The 18,430-nt window shown below is 42.9% G+C and carries 13 protein-coding genes; 9 read left to right on the forward strand and 4 right to left on the reverse strand.

Annotated elements, in window-relative coordinates; all coding sequences use genetic code 11:
- Positions 1-2: 2 nt before the first annotated feature.
- The 3 genes from CEX98_RS03910 to CEX98_RS03920 are packed head-to-tail and all read left to right on the forward strand — an operon-like array spanning position 3 to position 2,565.
- Positions 3-950 (forward strand): hypothetical protein, encoded by a 948-nt coding sequence (locus tag CEX98_RS03910; RefSeq protein ID WP_099640814.1) that lies wholly within the window; start codon positions 3-5, stop codon positions 948-950.
- Between the two features lie 10 nt (positions 951-960).
- Positions 961-1,929 (forward strand): hypothetical protein, encoded by a 969-nt coding sequence (locus CEX98_RS03915; RefSeq protein ID WP_099640815.1) that lies wholly within the window; start codon positions 961-963, stop codon positions 1,927-1,929.
- 33 nt (positions 1,930-1,962) lie between these two features.
- Positions 1,963-2,565 carry a hypothetical protein gene (locus tag CEX98_RS03920; protein ID WP_099640816.1) on the forward strand — a complete coding sequence of 201 codons (603 nt, stop codon included), beginning with the start codon at positions 1,963-1,965 and terminating at the stop codon, positions 2,563-2,565.
- 76 nt (positions 2,566-2,641) lie between these two features.
- Here CEX98_RS03920 and CEX98_RS03925 read toward each other — a convergent pair whose 3' ends face one another.
- The 3 genes from CEX98_RS03925 to CEX98_RS03935 all read right to left on the reverse strand — a co-directional run bounded on the left by CEX98_RS03925 (position 2,642) and on the right by CEX98_RS03935 (position 8,346).
- Positions 2,642-4,054, reverse strand: coding sequence for a hypothetical protein (locus tag CEX98_RS03925; protein ID WP_099640817.1), 1,413 nt, complete (start codon positions 4,052-4,054; stop codon positions 2,642-2,644).
- Between the two features lie 139 nt (positions 4,055-4,193).
- Positions 4,194-5,459 (reverse strand): metallophosphoesterase, encoded by a 1,266-nt coding sequence (locus tag CEX98_RS03930; RefSeq protein WP_099640818.1) that lies wholly within the window; start codon positions 5,457-5,459, stop codon positions 4,194-4,196.
- 97 nt (positions 5,460-5,556) lie between these two features.
- Positions 5,557-8,346, reverse strand: coding sequence for a TonB-dependent receptor (locus tag CEX98_RS03935; RefSeq protein WP_099640819.1), 2,790 nt, complete (start codon positions 8,344-8,346; stop codon positions 5,557-5,559).
- Between the two features lie 352 nt (positions 8,347-8,698).
- On the opposite strand from CEX98_RS03935, the gene CEX98_RS03940 reads away from it, so the two are divergent.
- The 6 genes from CEX98_RS03940 to CEX98_RS03965 all read left to right on the forward strand — a co-directional run bounded on the left by CEX98_RS03940 (position 8,699) and on the right by CEX98_RS03965 (position 17,845).
- The gene (locus CEX98_RS03940; RefSeq protein WP_242441614.1) at positions 8,699-9,559 is read left to right on the forward strand and encodes a GGDEF domain-containing protein; all 861 of its coding nucleotides are present in this window, start codon (positions 8,699-8,701) and stop codon (positions 9,557-9,559) included.
- Positions 9,559-10,551: a helix-turn-helix domain-containing protein gene (locus CEX98_RS03945; protein ID WP_099640821.1), complete on the forward strand. Its 993-nt coding sequence runs from the start codon at positions 9,559-9,561 to the stop codon at positions 10,549-10,551. The genes CEX98_RS03940 and CEX98_RS03945 overlap by 1 nt, the downstream gene beginning before the upstream one ends.
- Before the next feature lie 587 nt (positions 10,552-11,138).
- Positions 11,139-13,010, forward strand: a complete 1,872-nt coding sequence (locus CEX98_RS03950) for a S8 family serine peptidase (protein WP_099640822.1) — start codon at positions 11,139-11,141, stop codon at positions 13,008-13,010.
- A 92-nt stretch (positions 13,011-13,102) separates the two neighbouring features.
- Entirely contained in the window at positions 13,103-13,945 is an 843-nt protein-coding gene (locus tag CEX98_RS03955) for a helix-turn-helix transcriptional regulator (protein ID WP_099640823.1), read from the forward strand.
- A gap of 64 nt (positions 13,946-14,009) precedes the next feature.
- A complete protein-coding gene (locus CEX98_RS03960; protein ID WP_099640824.1) occupies positions 14,010-16,115 on the forward strand; it encodes a TonB-dependent siderophore receptor in 2,106 nt (701 codons plus the stop codon).
- Positions 16,116-16,705: 590 nt separating this feature from the next.
- Positions 16,706-17,845: a PepSY-associated TM helix domain-containing protein gene (locus CEX98_RS03965; protein ID WP_099640825.1), complete on the forward strand. Its 1,140-nt coding sequence runs from the start codon at positions 16,706-16,708 to the stop codon at positions 17,843-17,845.
- A gap of 59 nt (positions 17,846-17,904) precedes the next feature.
- On the opposite strand, the gene CEX98_RS03970 is transcribed toward CEX98_RS03965, so the two are convergent.
- The gene (locus CEX98_RS03970) at positions 17,905-18,336 is read right to left on the reverse strand and encodes a hypothetical protein (protein WP_099640826.1); all 432 of its coding nucleotides are present in this window, start codon (positions 18,334-18,336) and stop codon (positions 17,905-17,907) included.
- Positions 18,337-18,430 lie beyond the last annotated feature (94 nt).

Genomic DNA, 18,430 nt, shown 5'->3' on the forward strand with positions numbered 1-18,430 from the left:
TAATGAAAGAAAAATTAAATCTAAAAACGTTTACAGCCCTATCTGCTATTTTACTTAGGAAAATAGTAAGTAAGGTGATGGAAACCGAGGTAGTTCCCAAAGCACCTAAAGAGATAAAAGAACATACAGAGGACAATTTACCACCCATTGATTTTGGTCGACCGGTGGAAGAGACCCCGTTACTACCAATAGCTGACTCTGTACCAAGACGTAAAAAAGTAAAGGGGGGATTTGAGCGAGTACCGGCTCAGCTAAACAGTCGATTCTTGCTGTCGCAAAATAGCCTTATGGCCTCAAACAAAAGTATTAAGTTAGTGAGTGTTGACCTTGATCGTATCGATAAGCTTTCAAATGCAGCTTTTGCTTATATGGCAATATTAGTTGTGGCGATCTGCTATTGGAGTTATTTTCATAATCCTGATCCAAGATTTCTCTGGTTAGGTGGTACGCTCAGCGTACTGGCTACACTTATATTCATTCGTACTTCTCATATAAGACGCACTTCAGCTGAAGTACTCCGTGTTGATTTCTTTCGCCATAGTGGCCTTGTTACCTTTCCCGTTGGTAACAATGTTAGTACCTTTTCGTTAGCGTTAGAAGAAGTTGATTTGTATATCGGTAAAGTTTCCGCAGGTCGAGGGGTTCAGTTTAACATGGCCTATTTGGTGCCAAAGCGCTACCCCAAACGCCTTCGCCATCAACCTATGTACCCTGTCGACTGGGAGCCAAGAGACTTAGAAGATAGCATGGAGCTGTGGAGTGAAATCCATCGTTTTATGGATAACACACAACCTATACCCACATCCTTTTACAAAGGCTGGCAAGAGGTAATCGAAAGCAGTGACTTTGCGGAGCAAGATAAAATAATCATATTAGGTGAAGATTTAGTAAAACAAGCCCCTTTTTACGATTTAGAAAACGACCGTCCGTTAGACAAAGTGATTTGGTAGCAATAAAGCAATGAAAGCACACCACAAGGAAGTCAGCCCTACCCATAACCGCAGTTGGAAAAAAGTGGTGGCGTTACTCGCTTTAGGTCTTCAAAAAATAGTAAAAAAGGTCATGGAAACTGAGGGTAAAAAGGAGACGCAAACGTTAACTCCCTCGGCGCCTGTAGATAAGGTAGTGCATGATCGGCCAATAGAAGAAACACCGCTGCTAAAAATAGAAGACTCGATACCACGAGACTTTAACATTAGTAAAGGCATGCTGAAAGTGAGCCCTACCGTATCTTCTCACGCTCAACCAGTCCAACAAAATAACCTCTTTTCTTCTGATAGGCGAGTAGCGCTTGGTGGTGCCGACTTTTCACGGACTGGTAAATTAGCAAACATTGTATTTGCCTATATGGCATCCATCATCGCGCTACTTTCAATTATTTTTTATTTCGGTAGTGGTGATAGTTTGTATTTATGGCTCACCACGGGACTACTAGCATTTGCTTTGTCCCTGTTTGTCTATGTTTACCGTGTTAAACACTATACTTCTGAAGTGCTACGGGTCGACTTCTTCCGAAATACCGGCCTCGTCACATTTCCCATTGGCAATAACGAAGGGAGCTTCTCGCTAACACTTGATGAAGTTGAACTGTATATTGTAAAGGTCTCCTCGGGTAAAGGTGTGATGCATAACTTGGCGTTTTTAGCCCCACTGCGATACCCAAAAACACTTAAGCGCCAGACACTTTATTCAACCGATTGGGAGCCAAAGGATATGGACAGCAGCGTGCAGCTGTGGAGTGAAATCCACCGTTTTATGGATACCACTCAGCCCATACCAAGTTCGTTTTACAAAGGTTGGCAAGAAACGATAGAAAGCCCCTATCTTGACCACGAAGACCATATTCAAATATTAGGTGAAGATTTAATAAAACAAGCCCCCTTTTATGACCTAAAAAATAACCGCCCACTAGATAAAGAGTTTTGGTAAACCTCGAGTTAATCTCTATAACAAGGAGTTTTTGTGACAATAAAAAAGTTAATTAAGAAATGCGTTGAGCATATTCTAGATGAAGGAACGCCCACTCGTACAATCAGTGATGTGAGTGTTAATAATCAACAACCCAAATATGGTCAAGCTTATCAACAACAGCCGCAACAAGTAATACGGAATGGTCAGCAAGTTACGATGACAAGATCTCAAGTTTCAACAAAGCGAGAGCCCAACCCAGTCGCTGAATTTTTGATTAAAGCCATTGTTATTTTGATAAGTATCTTTGCAGTTGGTGCTTTATGTTTCGATGCATATTATTTAAATAAACGAGGCGACAATGCAGCAGTCGGCTTAATGATGGCGGCCGTTGGTGTGATGTATGGGTATCACTTTATTATGGCAAAGCTTGGCGATTACACTCAGCTTGTAAAGACATCCCGTTTTGGAGGATGGGGCTTAAATATAGCAGGTACGTTTTATAGCCTATTTATCTTTGCTGATTTGCTGTCTGACTTTCGCGGGCACTCAGAGGATCAAGTAGCCGTTATCATGGCTTTCATCAATATCATTTTTATAGGGGTTTTGTTCTTTCTAATGCATAAGATAAAGCAATCCATAAAGCAAATTGATTAAACTCCTTGAAATAGTAAGCCACCGCTAAAATCGGTGGCTTACTATTTTGAGCCTATGCGCATTCAGGAAACCTGATTTACTGACTCTTTTGCATTAATGTTAAATAGCTATTGTAAATATGGCTTACCTGCATGGTTGACTCACCGGCACTGATACCATGGCAACTAAAGCAGTTAGACGACTTAATTTGTGGCTCACTGCCTGTTACATCACTGTCGATGGAAGTTTGGGTATAAGTTTCCATAGTAATATTGGCAACCGCCAATGAACCGCGTAACGCCGCGTTGGCTTTCTTACCCACGATGTTGCCACTAATGCCATTGGCGAAATCGTAATCTAGCGTGCTCAGCCAGATTGATCCGGCGTAAAAGTAGTTACTCCAAACTGGATTATTTTGTTCCAGTTTTACATTCACTAAGCTATTTAGTTCAGTAATATTATTGAAGTTAGTTTCATCTTGAGCTTGTTGTGTTTGACTTCCCACCAGCTCAGGATTATTACCCGCTATATAGGGGTTACCGTTTGGCACGCCGTACTGATATAAACGAAAGGTGTTGGTCGTAGTTTCAGAAGCTGGATACGTTAAATGTGCATTTTGCACTTCAGTTCCGCCCCGATAAAATAGCAGATCATGGCTATTACTCACTACTTTATCTTGCTGTAAGTAAGCCGTGCTTTTCTTAAACTTTCCCTCAGAGCTGTAGTAATCGGGGGCGCTCAATTTATGCTCGAACGTCGCCCAAATAAATTCTGGGTGATTTTCAACCACACCGACAACATGCATGCCAACAAGCGCCACTTCTCCCGTACCACTATATTTATTGTCTTTTTGGTAAACCGCTTTACGAATATAAAAATGCTCAGCTAAATCAAGCTTTGGATAGACTTGCTTCAGTGCTTTGATATCCATCCAAGCCACCTTTAACTCCACCGAACCCACAGCAAACTCAGCTTTACTATCTGCTTTAGGATGAGACATTGCTGATTTCATGTAAGTATCGTTAACGTGGATCGAATAATGAACGGGCGTCCCACCAAACTTGCTATAAATAACACCATTAGATCCAGCTTGGTTTATATCTTCTAGGATCAGCACATTTGCAGGCCGAAGCCCGGTTGGATTTAAGATATCATTCCAAGGCGCAAAGTAAGGTTTTAGCGCGTTATCAACCTGCCAGAACCCAGGACCAAACATCAACAAGCCACCAGGAGCACGCTTTTCGGGCTGCGTTAAATAGAGAAACTTATTCCACGACCACTGATGAAAGTCGCAGTTTGTCGAGAGATCTTTACCATCTTTAAATGCAAATGGACTATTTGCCCCTTCAGGAGGGTTTGGCACTGGGCTGCCAAACCAATCGTTATTCGGTTTACAAGAGGTATCGTTCGAGTAACCAAGTGCACTTGGCGCAGCCAATGTACTTGTAGCAAGCAATAATGACATTCCAAGCACTTGGAGTTTGGTGCGTGTAATTGATGACGGTAGCATGATGCTGTCCTTAAAATGTAAAACTCCTGTTAAATCTAGCCCATCAAAAAGGATGTTATCAATTACACACCATTACATTCGATGTATTTCCCACACTTTGTCACCGCTGAAAACCGTATATTTATGGCCTTCTGATTAGTTACTCGCTACGGTGAGGGAAGCTAAAACTTTGCTCTGGTACCAGCTGACCGCTCAAGTCGTTTGGCGTTGAGTAAAACGACACATTTAGCATGTCCTTTTGGTTATCTAATTCGATATGTGCAAAGCCCCAAATAAAAGCTTTATTCCAGACAAGGTCGTACTCTGGGTAACGCTTTTCTTGATAGTTAGCAAGCGGTGTATGCGTGCCGCGCATTTTTGAAGCGGCGCCACTGATAATAAGTGGTAACTTAGGCTTTGTGTTTCCGGGGAGTACACGCGAGCAGTCGTCCGTTAACAGTTCCAAATCATGCTCATGGCCTGCGATATATGCATCTGCATACTCACATAGTTCGGGTAAGATTAGTCGGCGTAACACATGCGCTTCGTCATATTTGGTGCCACCAATAGACCAAAGTACATGATGCCCATATACAATTTTCCATTTTGCAGTTGAGTTTTTCAGTCCATTTGCCAGCCAAGCCAATTGCCTGTGGTCTTCCCCATTTACCGGTTGCTCATGTTTTTCAATATCTTCAACTTCGGCTTGACCACTCGCCAGTGCACTTGCCAACCCCTGTTCACTTCCGTCCGGTTTTAGTGGAATTTCGTAATAATGCTGACCAGAGAGCAACATATTGGTATCAAGCACAAAAAATTCGACGTCATTGCCCTTTTCACCAAGGGTATAGCTGTAATAACCTTTGCCATCCATATGAAAGTTAGCTTGCTTAGCCATCCACTCGGTCTGTAATTTCACGCCACGACGCGAGGTTTTCCAGTCATGATTACCTAAAGCTGAGTACACCACTAGTTTTGGATTTTGGATCAGCAGTGGCTTTAGTGGCCCTAAAATTAAGTCATCCATTCGCTTTTGGTCGTCTTTACCATCGTTAGCCGCTGCGCCGTCAGGATAGATGTTATCACCAAGTTGGATAGCAAAGTCGCATGGTTTTTTCTCACATAGCGATGCCATAGCCTGCCCGACTACTAATGCGCCAGTTTCTTCCGTTGCGGTTTCGGTCCCCGGATAAACATAAATAGGCGCGTGATTAAACTCCTCAATTGGACGATGTTCTTCCAACCAGTCCGCCTTTTCGGCAGCGATAAATTCAGCCTTATTTTTAGGCGATTTGATGTGCTTTGTTTTTGGGTAATCTGGATGATAGCCGCCATCACCAAAGGCCAAAAAGTTAATATTTTCCGCGGCCTGCACCAGCCCTGCGCTACTTAGCGCTAATAGTAAAGCAATAGATGTTGTTTTCATTATTTCACACAGTGTTAGCACTGCCTCCTCACGTATTTATATTTGATGGGTGTCTCTTTAAATTCTTTAAATTTATAAGGACACCCACTTCTATTTTCTAAAATGAAGTGACGGTTACCCCAAGTTCAAAAGAGCGGCCGTAAGTTTCGTACTGATAGTTGTAGCGTGTGTCACCTTGATAAATACTCATTGGCTCGTCGGTTAAGTTAATCGCGTTGAAATAAAGCTGAGTGTGTTCGGTATAAAAGTACTTCATGCTTAAATCGAGTTGCAGATGGTCGTCTTGGAAAACGCGCTGCTTGTTCTCTTCAAACAAAAAGCTTTTGCTTTTGTAAGACGCACTCAGCCTTGCGCTTATTTGGTTATTTTCATAACCAAACATCAGATTGCCTACGGTGTCGGATTGGTTTGGTAAGTTATCATCAGCGTCAATAAATGTGCCGTTGGCTGAAAACATCAAACCGTTTTTGAAGTTCTTCGTGTATGCAAGCTCCACCCCTGTCAATTCAGCAGCGCCGCCATTAACGCTTTGAATAACTTCTTTATAGCCTTGCCACTGACCGTTATCTTGCACCTCGGCTTTGGCAATAAAGTTATCGATGTTTTTGTGGAAAACGCCTGCGGATAACACCCCAATGGCGCCTGGGTAATATTCTACCGAGAAGTCATAGTTTGTTGATTTATATGGGTCTAGATCTGGGTTACCAACTTCGGCTTTTCGCTCAATTTCAACTTCCCCCTCATCTTCTGTGGTCTCTGTTTCTATGATTTGAAATGCTGCTGCATCTTCAAAGCTTGGACGCGCAAGAGTTTGTGTGTAGGCAAAACGGGTGATCAGTTTGTCGCTGATTTCATAGCGTAATGTTAAGTTTGGTAGCAAGTGGTCGTAGCTATCTTCGACTTGCCATTGATTGATCTCGACACGCTCAACGTCATTCACTTCATCATTGATAAGCTCAACGCGATTACCACTCGTTGCATAATCTGTGTCTTCGTATCTAAACCCGGCAATAACATTGAGTTTATCTATATCGACCGTCAACATAGCATAGAGTGCGGTGACGGTTTCTTCACTGATGTATGATTGACCTTGTGTTTCGATGTCGGTTTCAAGCTGATTTAGCTCAAGGGCGTTGCGGGTGCTGTAGAAATAGTCGCGGATCTGACCGCGGCTCAAACCTGGACCAAATGCCCCAAGATCATACTCGGGCTCATTAGCTGCGAAGTCTTGCGCTGTTAGCTCATCAAAACCGCCATCATATAGTTTTGCATCAACACGATTAAATTTTTCGCGGTCTGCATATTTGCCACCAAATTTAAATTGCGCATTGTGACCAAGTAAGATGAAGTCTTTGGTTAGATCCAACCTAAAGCTAGTGTTTTCATCTTCGCTAAGGTTGTTCTCCCAGACAATTTCATCGATTTCAAAATTGCTAAGCTGCTGAGAAGCTTCATCTGCTGAAAGCGTGGGTGTCTTACCTTCAAGGACGTAACCTAGCGCAAAATCTTCTCCAGTAAATGACGTATCCAAGCGATTTGGTTCGCTTTCATCTGATTTCGAATAGCCGATGCTGTATTCAATAAACCAGTCCCGAACAAGGTTTTCGCCGCCCAAAACCACAGATAAAATGCTTTGCTCTTCATATCTGTCTTTGGTATCTCTATCCATTTCAGCCCCTGAAAAATAGGCCGAATTTTGGCTTAACTCACTGGCAAATACATCGCCTTTGTCAAATTTGTACTCATTGCGTTGACGAAATTCATCGTCAGAAAACTTGCTATAGAGCGTGCGTAAGTAGTATTTATTAAACCCTTTGTGATGCACATCAAGATTCAATGCCGCACCTAAACGCTCTCGTGTAATGCCATAGTGACGTTGCTCCATTTCCTCAGCACCAAAGAAGCTCACTTCTTCGTTTGAGTTCACACCGTCCATTTCAAGCTCCATCCAACCACCGTCCGTTTCCATGTTGTGAGAGCCAAACTCACGCTCAAACCAAGATACCGCGGTTGCAACCCCAACTTCTAACTCCTTTCCTGCGGTATAAATATCGGTGAAACTAAACGACGCTTTTGGGCTTGTCTCACTCACCTGTTCGTTATGTGAGGCTTGTAACGTCACGCTGTAGCTCTGTCCTTCTCGGTCAAAAGCACTGAGGCTTTTTACTTCGATGCTACCGCCCACCGCAGATGCGTCCATATCCGGTGTTACCGTTTTGCTCACCTCTAGGCTTTGCACTAACTCACTAGGGATGACATCCATCGCCACCGAGCGCACGCCGGCTTCAGGAGAAGGTACATTTGCACCATTGATGGTGACGTTGTTTAGATTTGGATCTATCCCACGGATTGCCACAAAACGACCTTCACCTTGGTCTCGTTGAATAGAAAGCCCAGGCAAACGTTGCAGCGCCTCAGCTGCATTTTGATCCGGTAACTGACCGATGGAATCGGCGCTAACAATAGATTTAAGCGATAGCGCATTTTTTTGTCGGTTCAATGCTCCTGCCTGACCAGCTCTTTGCCCTACAACAATAATGTCGTCCATTTGGCCCGATTGAGAACCAAGCTGAACTTGCACATTCGTTACTTGATTATCTGTAATAGTGACTTTTTTAGTGACCGTTTCAGCTCCTAAGTAGCTTACTTCAAGGGTGTAGTTACCCGCAGGGACATTAGTTGCAATAAAGCGGCCATCACGCTCAGAGATAAGCGTTCTATCTAGTTCTTTGATCACCACTTTCGCACCTTGAAAGTGACTTTGTTGTGATACGGAACTAACTTGCCCAGTCAGGGTATTAGCATTTGCAGCTGAGCTTAACGTCAGTCCAGCGCAGATCATCGCAACTGCAGAAAGCGTAAAGCTTGTCGGTAGATTTTTTTTCATTTTTTGCTCGCACAGGTTGAGTAAAGTTTTAGCGCCCCGCTAAAACGTTGCGGCCACACTAGTGCGAAAACGTGACGCTTTTATTTCACTCAATCGTGCTCTAAGCCATTCTCAAGCGTATAGACAAGTAATTCGAATAGATTTGAGCCGATATGACCCCCAAGCCCACAGAGTGTCGAGAATGATATTCAAGAATATTGTCGTTTTTGTCATAAAAACATCGCCTTTACTGAGCTAAATTGACCCTGTCAGCGCTAAGCGCAAATTTTTACTATATCGCTCCACCTTTTAACTGAATACAAACATGAAACTTCAACCCGTTTTACTCCATAAATCGAGGTGGCTAACTTTGGTGACACTTACATTGGTTGCCATCGCTATTACGGCCTCAACATCTGTATTAAGACCACTCTCAGACGTTAATTGGCTCGACACCGTTGGGGAAGGTGGGCTGGCCTTAATGACACTCTTGTGGATAGCAGTAACCTTACTTACTCGTCCCAAAGGGCTCGTCACCAACTTGTTGTTTGCAGGGTTGAGTGCAATGTATGTGTCGATGTTATGGGACTTTTTAGACGAAATGGTAGTGTTCACCCCACATTATTTAACTAGCTTTGAAGCGATCCCCGCTTGCTTTGGCATGGTACTAATGAGTATTTCGGCCTATTACTGGTACAAAGAGCAAAGCATTTTCAATCAAACCCTATTGAAAAAAGAGCGTTTTTATCGCGACCATAGCATGACCGACTTCGTCACTGGGCTGTACAGTGTTGAGTATATGCAAAACCAATTCAGCCATGAACAATCCCGTCTTGCCAATGGCGGTGGTGCTTTTTGTCTAACCTTGTTCGATATTTGTGATTTTGCCGCTTACTCTCGCCAGCATGGTATGCAAAAAAGTAATCAATTATTGCGCGATATTGCCGACATGCTATCGCTGAGTATGCGCGAGAGCGACTTATTATGCCGCTTTGCTGCGGATAAGTTTGTTGTGCTCCATCCGCAAACCAACTACGTTCAGGCTAGTGCTTTTGCCAATCGTGCGACTGCATTTATCGCCCGTCATGCCAATTATGATGACGGCGAAAACCAGCCAAAATTCAGTGCCGTGAGGTGGAGCTGTGTTGAGGTCAATGAACCAGCATGTGATTTTGAACCTTTAATAGCCAAGCTAGTTAATACGTTGAATCAAGCTAAAGTGGCTGCCGCATAATGAGCACTTTTGAGTGTCACACCAAGCAACTCGCGAGTCGTTACTTTGCACTACCTTTAGTGGAGTTGGCGGCACAACGAGGTGTCCACTGCGACATCATCTTAAAAGGCAGTAAGTTGTTTTATGATGATTTACACTCAACTCAGATGACGATCAGCTTTGCTCAATTTGAAACCATTGTCAGTAACCTGTGCACTCAAGCAAATTGTCAAGAAGTCAGCTTTATATATGGCCAATACTTACTGAATACCCTAGTCAGCCACCACGCTGAACTTTTATTCAACTGCCGAAGCATACTGCAACTGCTAAAGATCCTCATGCTTAAGGGGTTGAGTATCATGCCGCTTTACCACTTTCGAAAACTCCATACCCAAGATACCTGCCACCTGTTGTTTTCTTCAGCCATCGCTGAAAGCACTCCTGTGGTAACACGATTCTTATGTGAAATGATGGCAAGTCTTATCTGCGGCTACCTAAAGTGGCGCAGTCCCGACACCTTGCTTACTTTACAGTTTCCATATGCAAAACCAAAAGCCGTTGCACAATACCTGAGTCATATACATCTACCTCACCACTTTGAACACAGTGACTTTGCTGTTGTTATGGATACGCAAGTGCTAACTCAACGACAAAAAGGATCATTTCCCCATTTAGTTAACAGACAGTTGCAAGCCTTACCTACTCCAGCGAGAGGGTTTCTTGCGCAATTGCATCGGTTACAACTTAAATACCCAAAATACCACAGCGAGCAAATCGCAGCGATACTAGGTGTAAGTGCAGCCACCTTTAAACGTAAGCTCAAGCTACACAACACCACATTTATCAATGAAAAAGATAGACTTAACCGCCAACAGGCCATGTTTTACGTAACCGAACAAGGCTATTCTAACGAACAAGTTGCGAATGCGCTTCAGTTTAACGACATTACTAATTTTCGCCGTGCATTTAAGCGCTGGACGGGGTTAACACCTTCCTACTTCAGAAAAACTTAAGCTTTAAAATCAAAAGATAAGCTATTTGACTAGCAAAACTATTAACATTGTCCTCGAACCGCTACCGAGTGGATGTTTGCATTAAGGTTATTTGTACTTAAACACCATACACAGCACAGCCTCGCCATTCCTTGAACAGGTAAACCCAACTCCAAAAATTAACAAAAAGGTAATAGTTTGGTAATTCCGGCTAGGAAAGCTCATACCATTTGAAAAAATTAATCGTCTATTCCTACCTTTCATTCTCAATGATATTTCTCCCCACTATAGCTAATAACTATTTGTATAAATTGAATATAAAAACTAAACAAGCAAAAATCACTCATTAAATGAGTGAGAATATTTATGCGTTAAATCTGTTTTTGTAAATTTTTTTTGTATTTTTTGTTTATTTTTTAAACTTTCGATCTATCCTAATGTAACCAGTCGAAATTATGTACAGCAGTCTTTGGTTGGCTTTATTCTCAGACTCACAATAAGAAAGTGTGTTGGAAGTATGGTGAATAGAGTATCTACGGCAACCAAGCGTTAATAATTAATTGGCTGGCAAACACAATTAAATAAAACAATATGTAAGGAACAACAAAATGCGTAAATTAAGTGCTATTAGTTTTGCAGTATTAGCAGGGTTAACTTCTGTTAATGCACAAGCGGCTAAAATCCTTAGTGCAGATGCTGAAAAAGCAATAGACAATCAATACATCGTCGTATTTTCGACACCCTCTGTACTAAATGTGAAAGACAGCAAAGCAATTGCTGCTTTTGCTAATAAGCAAGCTAAAGCGTTGCAAAACAAGCATAACGTTAACATTACAAAAGAATTTGGTGGTGTCTTAAACGGCGTAGTTATCAACGCCTCAGCAAAACAGCTTAAGGGCTTACTAAATAACCCAAATATTGAGTATATCGAACAAGATCAGGTGGTAACTGTAACACCACCGATAACAACAAACGGTGACCAAGCAAGCCCAACTTGGGGATTAGATCGGGTAGACCAGAGAAACCTGCCGCTTGACTCTAACTATCACTATGACTTCGACGGCTCAGGCGTGACTGCATACGTTATTGATACCGGTGTTCGTGTTAGTCATAATGAGTTTGGCAACCGTGCATCACATGGTTATGACTTTGTAGATAACGATAACGATGCAACTGACTGTAATGGTCACGGCACACATGTCGCAGGCACCATTGGCGGCGGTGAATATGGCGTAGCTAAAAATGTAAATATCGTTGGGGTAAGAGTATTAGGTTGTGATGGATCTGGCTCGTATTCTGGTGTTATCTCGGGTATTGACTGGGTCAAAAACAATGCTTCAGGCCCTTCTGTGGCTAATATGAGCTTAGGTGGTGGTGCTTCTCAAGCCGTTGATGACGCGGTTAACAATGCGGTTGCGGCAGGTGTTAGCTTTGTTGTTGCTGCCGGTAATGACAACAGCAATGCATGTAACTATTCCCCTGCGCGCGCAGCTGACGCTATCACTGTTGGTTCAACAACAAGCAGCGACTCTCGTTCAAGCTTTTCGAACTACGGTAACTGTCTTGATATTTACGCACCAGGCTCAAGTATTAAATCAGCTTGGTATAACTCAGACTCTGCAACAAATACCATCAGTGGAACATCAATGGCTGCGCCACATGTTGCTGGTGCCATTGCGTTATATTTGGATGAAGATCCAAGCTTAAGCCCTTCTCAAATTGACACTTTGCTAAGTCAACGTGCGTCTAAAGATAAGGTCTCTAACCCGCAGAGTGGTTCACCTAATGAGCTGTTATATACGCTGGCGGGAGGCAATGATCCGGATCCAGATCCAGATCCAGATCCAGTAATAGAGCTAGTTAATGGCCAAGGTGTAAGCGCGTCGGGCTCTGCTGGCCAGCAAACTTTCTATAAACTTGCAGTACCTGCCGGTTCAAGTGCGCTAAACTTCTCTTTGGCTGGAGGTTCAGGTGATGCCGACCTTTATGTTAAGCAAGGGAGTCAACCAACTCTAAATTCGTATGATTGTCGCCCATTTGTTGGCGGAAATAATGAGTCCTGCGACTTTAACAATCCAGCGGCTGGTGATTGGTATGTGATGCTAAATGGGTATTCTGCTTATTCAAATGCGACACTAACTGGTACTTACTCGTCAGATCCAGGTAACTGTGGCAGCAACTGTTTGCAAAATGGCGTGCCTGTAAGTGGCCTTGCAGGTACTTCTGGTCAAGAGCTTTTATACACCATTGATGTACCGGCAAATGTTACGTTGAGCGTATCTACTTCTGGCGGTTCTGGTGATGCCGATCTGTATGTAAGAAAAGGCTCTGAGCCAACCACATCACAGTACGATTGCAGACCTTTCTTAAATGGAAACAATGAATCATGTAGCTTAAGCTCAGGACAAGGGGCAACTTACTATATCAAGCTACGCGGATACACTAGCTTCTCAGGCGTTTCACTGGTCGCTAGCTACTAACTCATGATATTACAAATAACTCTCATTTCGTTTGGGGTTTATTGAAAAAACAAGTACAGTGGTAGCTTGAATTGGCTACCACTGTTTTTTTAATGAGTATCGTATTAGACCTTTACAATCAGCTGATACAAAGAGACTTTTATAGTCATGTATCTACTGATGAGCTGCACACAGAAGTTCCACTCCTATCTACTAGTGTTTCGCAAGTAAAGCTCAATGGCATCGTTTATCATCGTAATGAGGCTGTGACTAAACTTCTGCCTAGTAACTATGGCAGCCTAATTCTTGTTAGTAATGGAGATGGCTGGTGGTTAACTGAGCATACCATTCAAGCGGCCACAAACGCGCAGTTGGTGTATATAGAAGCTAATCAGCAGCATGTGTTTCATCTTCCTGAACATTACCATGCTATTAGCTTTAACTTCCCAATTGACTGGTTAACCACTCGCACAGGGCAGCTACTTCAACATGGCCAGTCAGTTACAGCAACGCCCCAACTGGCACGATTACTCATGCAGGTGCTGTCTAAACCTGTACTGACTAAAACACACGCCAAATGGTTTGAAGATGATATCGCACTGCAACTACTAATTTGTTTTCACCCACCCCTTATTTCTTCACCACTGCATGATTTACAGCAGCTGATCACAAAGCACGCCAATAACGAAGCTTTTTGTATTGATATGCTGTGCGACTACTCAGGATGGTCCAAACGTTACATTTTTAAATTATTTGCGAGCACAGACCTTAGTGCGAATGAGTACTTGATCCGAGAGCGACTTAGACAAGCTTACTTTGAATTGCTTAGCGCCCCAAAGTCTTTAAATCAAGTAGCTATTAATTCAGGTTTTAAAAGCCAAGCGCATTTTAGTCGTCGCTTTAGACAACTATTCTCTCTTGCCCCAAAACAGATTGTTCAACGAGTGCACTCTTAGACAAAACTGAATAACGCGACTTGGTATAATAAGAATCACTCTCATTATCTATAGTGGTAAAACCATGAAAATAAACGCGCTCTATATTGCAATGAGCCTTGCTCTACTTTCGCAAACAACGAATGCGAAAGCTGAAAAAAGTGATGAATTGGAACGAATAGAAATTCAAGGTGATCAATATAAAAGCACAGGAACAAAGTCATCTTTAGCGCCGATCAACGCTCCTTTTTCAATTTCACACATTGATCAGGATACGCTGCAATTAAGGCAAGCTGACTCTGTAAACGCCGCGCTTCGGTATGTTTCAGGGATCACACCAGAAAGCCGCAGTACAGTCACAATATTTGATCAATATACGATCAGGGGTTTCGAGTCGTACCGAAATTACTATGATGGCTTGGAGCTGCAATCTAATAACCTGTGGAATTTATACCCCCAAGTTGATGCGTTTGCCACCGAAACCGTCGAGGTATTAAAAGGCCCGGCTTCAGTATTATATGGCTCAGCTCCACCTGGAGGCATGGTCAATCAAATCGCCAAACTGGCCAACGGCTCGGAGCATACTCAAGTTCGACTACGAATAGGAAGCAATGCATTGCGAGAGTTGGGTATCGATCATGCTGGTGTGCTCAATGACCAACTCAGTTATCGTACCATTGCGTTATCTCGAAAAAGTGATGGTCAACAGCAAACCACGGAAGAAAAACGCACTGTTTTTGCGCCCTCATTGCGCTTTCAGCCCAGTAGTAACACGGTACTCACCGCACACCTCTATTATCAGGATGACCCTAAAGCAATTCCGTCCACTCCTTTACATAGCGTAGGAACACTCACAAGAGCAAGCTATGGATATGTAGATACCGATGCGTTCGCTGGCGATATTAATTGGTCCAACTTTAACAGAACAACAACCATGGCGGGATTGAAAATAGAGCACCGCTTATCCAGCGATTGGTCCCTTTTCACCAACTGGCGCTATACCGACTCTGAAGGCATACAACACAATACCTATAACCAAAATTTGGTTGCAGGAAGTGACTCAGTGCTGGCCCGCTCCGCCTATAAAACCGACGAAGCGCAACACGGCTATGTGCTTGATAACCAAGTATCGACCAACTTTACCTTTGGTCACACCTCGCACCATCTACTATTCGGGTTTGAATACAAAACGTTAAGCTCTACAGTTGGGTATTGGGACACATTAGGGACAGGCACACCAACTATTGATTTGGCAGCTCCCAATTACAGAGTATTCGATGTGAATGCTTTGCCATTAAACTTCTATACTGAAGCGCACGACATTGAACAAAGCAACCGCGCATTTTATATTCAAGATGAGGTAAAAATATCAGCCTTGACCCTATTAGCAGGCCTAAGGTACGACAGCTTCTCTAGTAATGTCATCGCAGACAAAGATTACGCAGGGACACAGTGGCAAACACATTCAAATATAGATGACAGCCAACTCACTGGCCGCATTGCAGCACTCTATCAACTTGAATCTGGTTGGCGCCCCTATATAAGTTACAGCCAGTCGTTTGAGCCCGTCTCTGGTGAAGACAGTGTAACTCAAGAAGCCTTTGATCCCACCGAAGCCGAACAATGGGAAATTGGCATAAAGTATCACGCCCGTGACAGCCAACTTACTATTGCGGCGTTTGAATTAAGCAAACAAAATGAAATCATTAATAGCCAAGACTTTGTCACAAAAACACAAGCTGGCGAGATCAAATCTAAAGGCATAGAAATAGAGGCGACGCATACCTTTAACAACCAAGTTGATTTACTCATTAACGCGACATACTTAGACCAAGAAGTCACCAAGAATAAGCTCGACCCAGATTTAATTGGTAAGCGTCTAGTATGGGTCGCAGACAATACGGCATCAGTTTGGCTAAATTACTATCCCAGTCTATTTAGCGCACTCAAAATAAGCACAGGCATACGCTATGTTGGTGAGAGTTACGTTGGAAAATACAACACCGATACCGTGCCATCCTATACCCTGCTCGATATTGCATTGGATTATGAACTAAACGAGCATATGCGAATGACCTTTAGTGTCAGTAACCTAGCCGATAAACGATATGTTGGAGCTTGCTATGACCAGAGCAACTGTTGGATGGGTGCAGAGCGAAAGATCGATTTAGGTTTTCACACTCGGTTTTAATCACGACCACAAAGCAAGCTGAATTGAATTCAAGTGTTAAGAAAGAAAGTGTTCAGAAGGAGCATTAACGGCATTAAGACAGAGGCATTAAGACCATTAAGACAGACACCCACTCATTATTAAGGCATTAAGACAGACACCCACTCATTATTAACAGTGGGTGTCCGTGGTTCCCGGCATTAACAGTGGGTGTCTTTTATATTTTTAACAGTGGGTGTCTTTTATATTTTGGTGTCTTTTATATTTTGGTGTCTTTTATATTTTGCTGCGGACAAGCAGCAACCATTTGTTCTACAGAGAACGCTTAAGGTGAATGTCCGTGGTTTGGTGATTTGCTTTCAAAGATAGGTGCCGTTGAAGCGATCGATTTGGAAATATGATTAGGACAGACTGATTAATACGGACAGCCACTCAGAATTAATAGTGGGTGTCTTTTATATTTTGTGCTGCGGACAAGCAGCTACCATTTGTTCCACAGAGAACGCTTGAGGTCGGTGTCCGTAATTCCCGTTAGGTGGGTGTCCGTGATTCCCTCGTGATTCCCTCGTGATTCCCTCTAAGCAGAGGATTTTATAATTTAAAGGAGAACTATGCGTAAAACGCTTTTTAAGTGGCACAGTGCAATGGCCTTAATTGCGTTGCTGCCACTGGTGATCATGTCCATTACGGGTAGCATGTTGGTTTTTAAGTTTGAAATAGATAGTGTACTTCTCCCTGAGCAAGCAACGTTAAGCTATCAAGATCGAGACGTGCAACGTAAGACGATGAATGAGTTGGTTCATTACGTCGCTAATGTCCATCCAAATTATGAAATTGGTAGCTGGGAGATATTCGATGATGGCTACGAAGCTGATAGAGTATATTTATTAAAGCACGGTACGAATACCTGGTTTAAAACCTATTTAGATCCCTATGCGGGAGAAATGTTAAGTACGCCTGTTGGTATCCATAGTGATTTTACTGACTTTATTCTGCATCTTCACTATACCTTGCTACTTGATGATATCAGCGAAACTTTCCCGCATATGGGAGTAGTTATCGGTCTGGTCGTGGCTATTCTATTTACCCTACTGGGTATTTCTGGATTAATCATTTATCGCCGTTTTTGGCGACGCTTTTTTAGCTTTAGAAGAAGTGCCCCGCGGCTTATCGTAATGAGTGAGTTACATAAACTAATCGGGATTTGGAGTGCACCGGTATTGCTTGCGCTTGGCATAACTGGAGTATATTTTAATGCCGTTGAATATTATCACGAAGCTTTTGAACACCAAGAAGAAGTGCCACATGTAGTAAATCAAGCCATGTTTAACCGTGCGCTCGACTTTGATGCAATGATGCAACAAAGTCATCAAGTGGTTGACGGCTTAAAACCAACCTACTGGTTATTTCCGTTTGAACCAGAACAAAAAAACATCACAATCTTTGGTAGCGTAAACGACGCAAATCCATTTATTAGTAACTATGCGGCCACCGTTAGCTTCGATGCCCAATCTGGCGAACAAACGTTTGCATATGATATTCGTACGGCATCAATGTTAGACAGGCTGGTTGATAGCTTTCGAAAGCTTCATTTTGGTCACTTTGCGGGCTTACCGAGTAAAATTATTTGGTGCATTATGGGAGCTGCGCCTGTTTTGCTTGGTTTTTCAGGGTTATATTTATGGTGGCAAAGAAAACGCAAACGGCGCCAGAGTAAAGTAAACCGAAGAGTTGCAGGCCTAATAAGGTGAGAGAGTACACGACGATGAATCTCACAGGGAGTGGAGTAAACACTCCCTGCATAAACCGATTAGAAGCGGTAGCCTAAATGAAGACCTATCAGTGTTTTAGTTTCTCTTTTACCGGAGTCAGAAAAAAAGATACCGTTGTCCTCTCGTCTCGCACCGAGACTTCCCCCCCAAGTCCAACCTGACTTGTCAGCCCCTTGAGAATAATAATTATAGGTTAACGCAGCAAAGCCTTTTTCACTGGTAATTATCTCGCTTCCTACCGCAACCCCCATAGTGTGTTTACGGTCAGCCGTTAAAATATATTGATAGCCAACAGCCCCACCAATTAACCCTATTGAGGCAAAGGCAATATGATCCCCAGTGGTCTTAGCATATTTCACACCGACTACCCCACCATACTGATAACCACCACCGACGGTTACTTCAGCTTTCACGCTAACAGAGCAAAGAACCGCGGCCGTCGCCACTAATGAAGACAAATACTTAAACAATGTTTTTCCTTTTTTATTTTATGTATTCAGAAATGAAACAATAATAAGCTGTTGTGACCCTGTCAATGTTAACAATGTTACAATTTTATTCTGG

Source organism: Pseudoalteromonas piscicida, from assembly GCF_002744175.1.
In the GTDB taxonomy this organism is placed as follows: Bacteria; Pseudomonadota; Gammaproteobacteria; order Enterobacterales; family Alteromonadaceae; genus Pseudoalteromonas; species Pseudoalteromonas piscicida_B.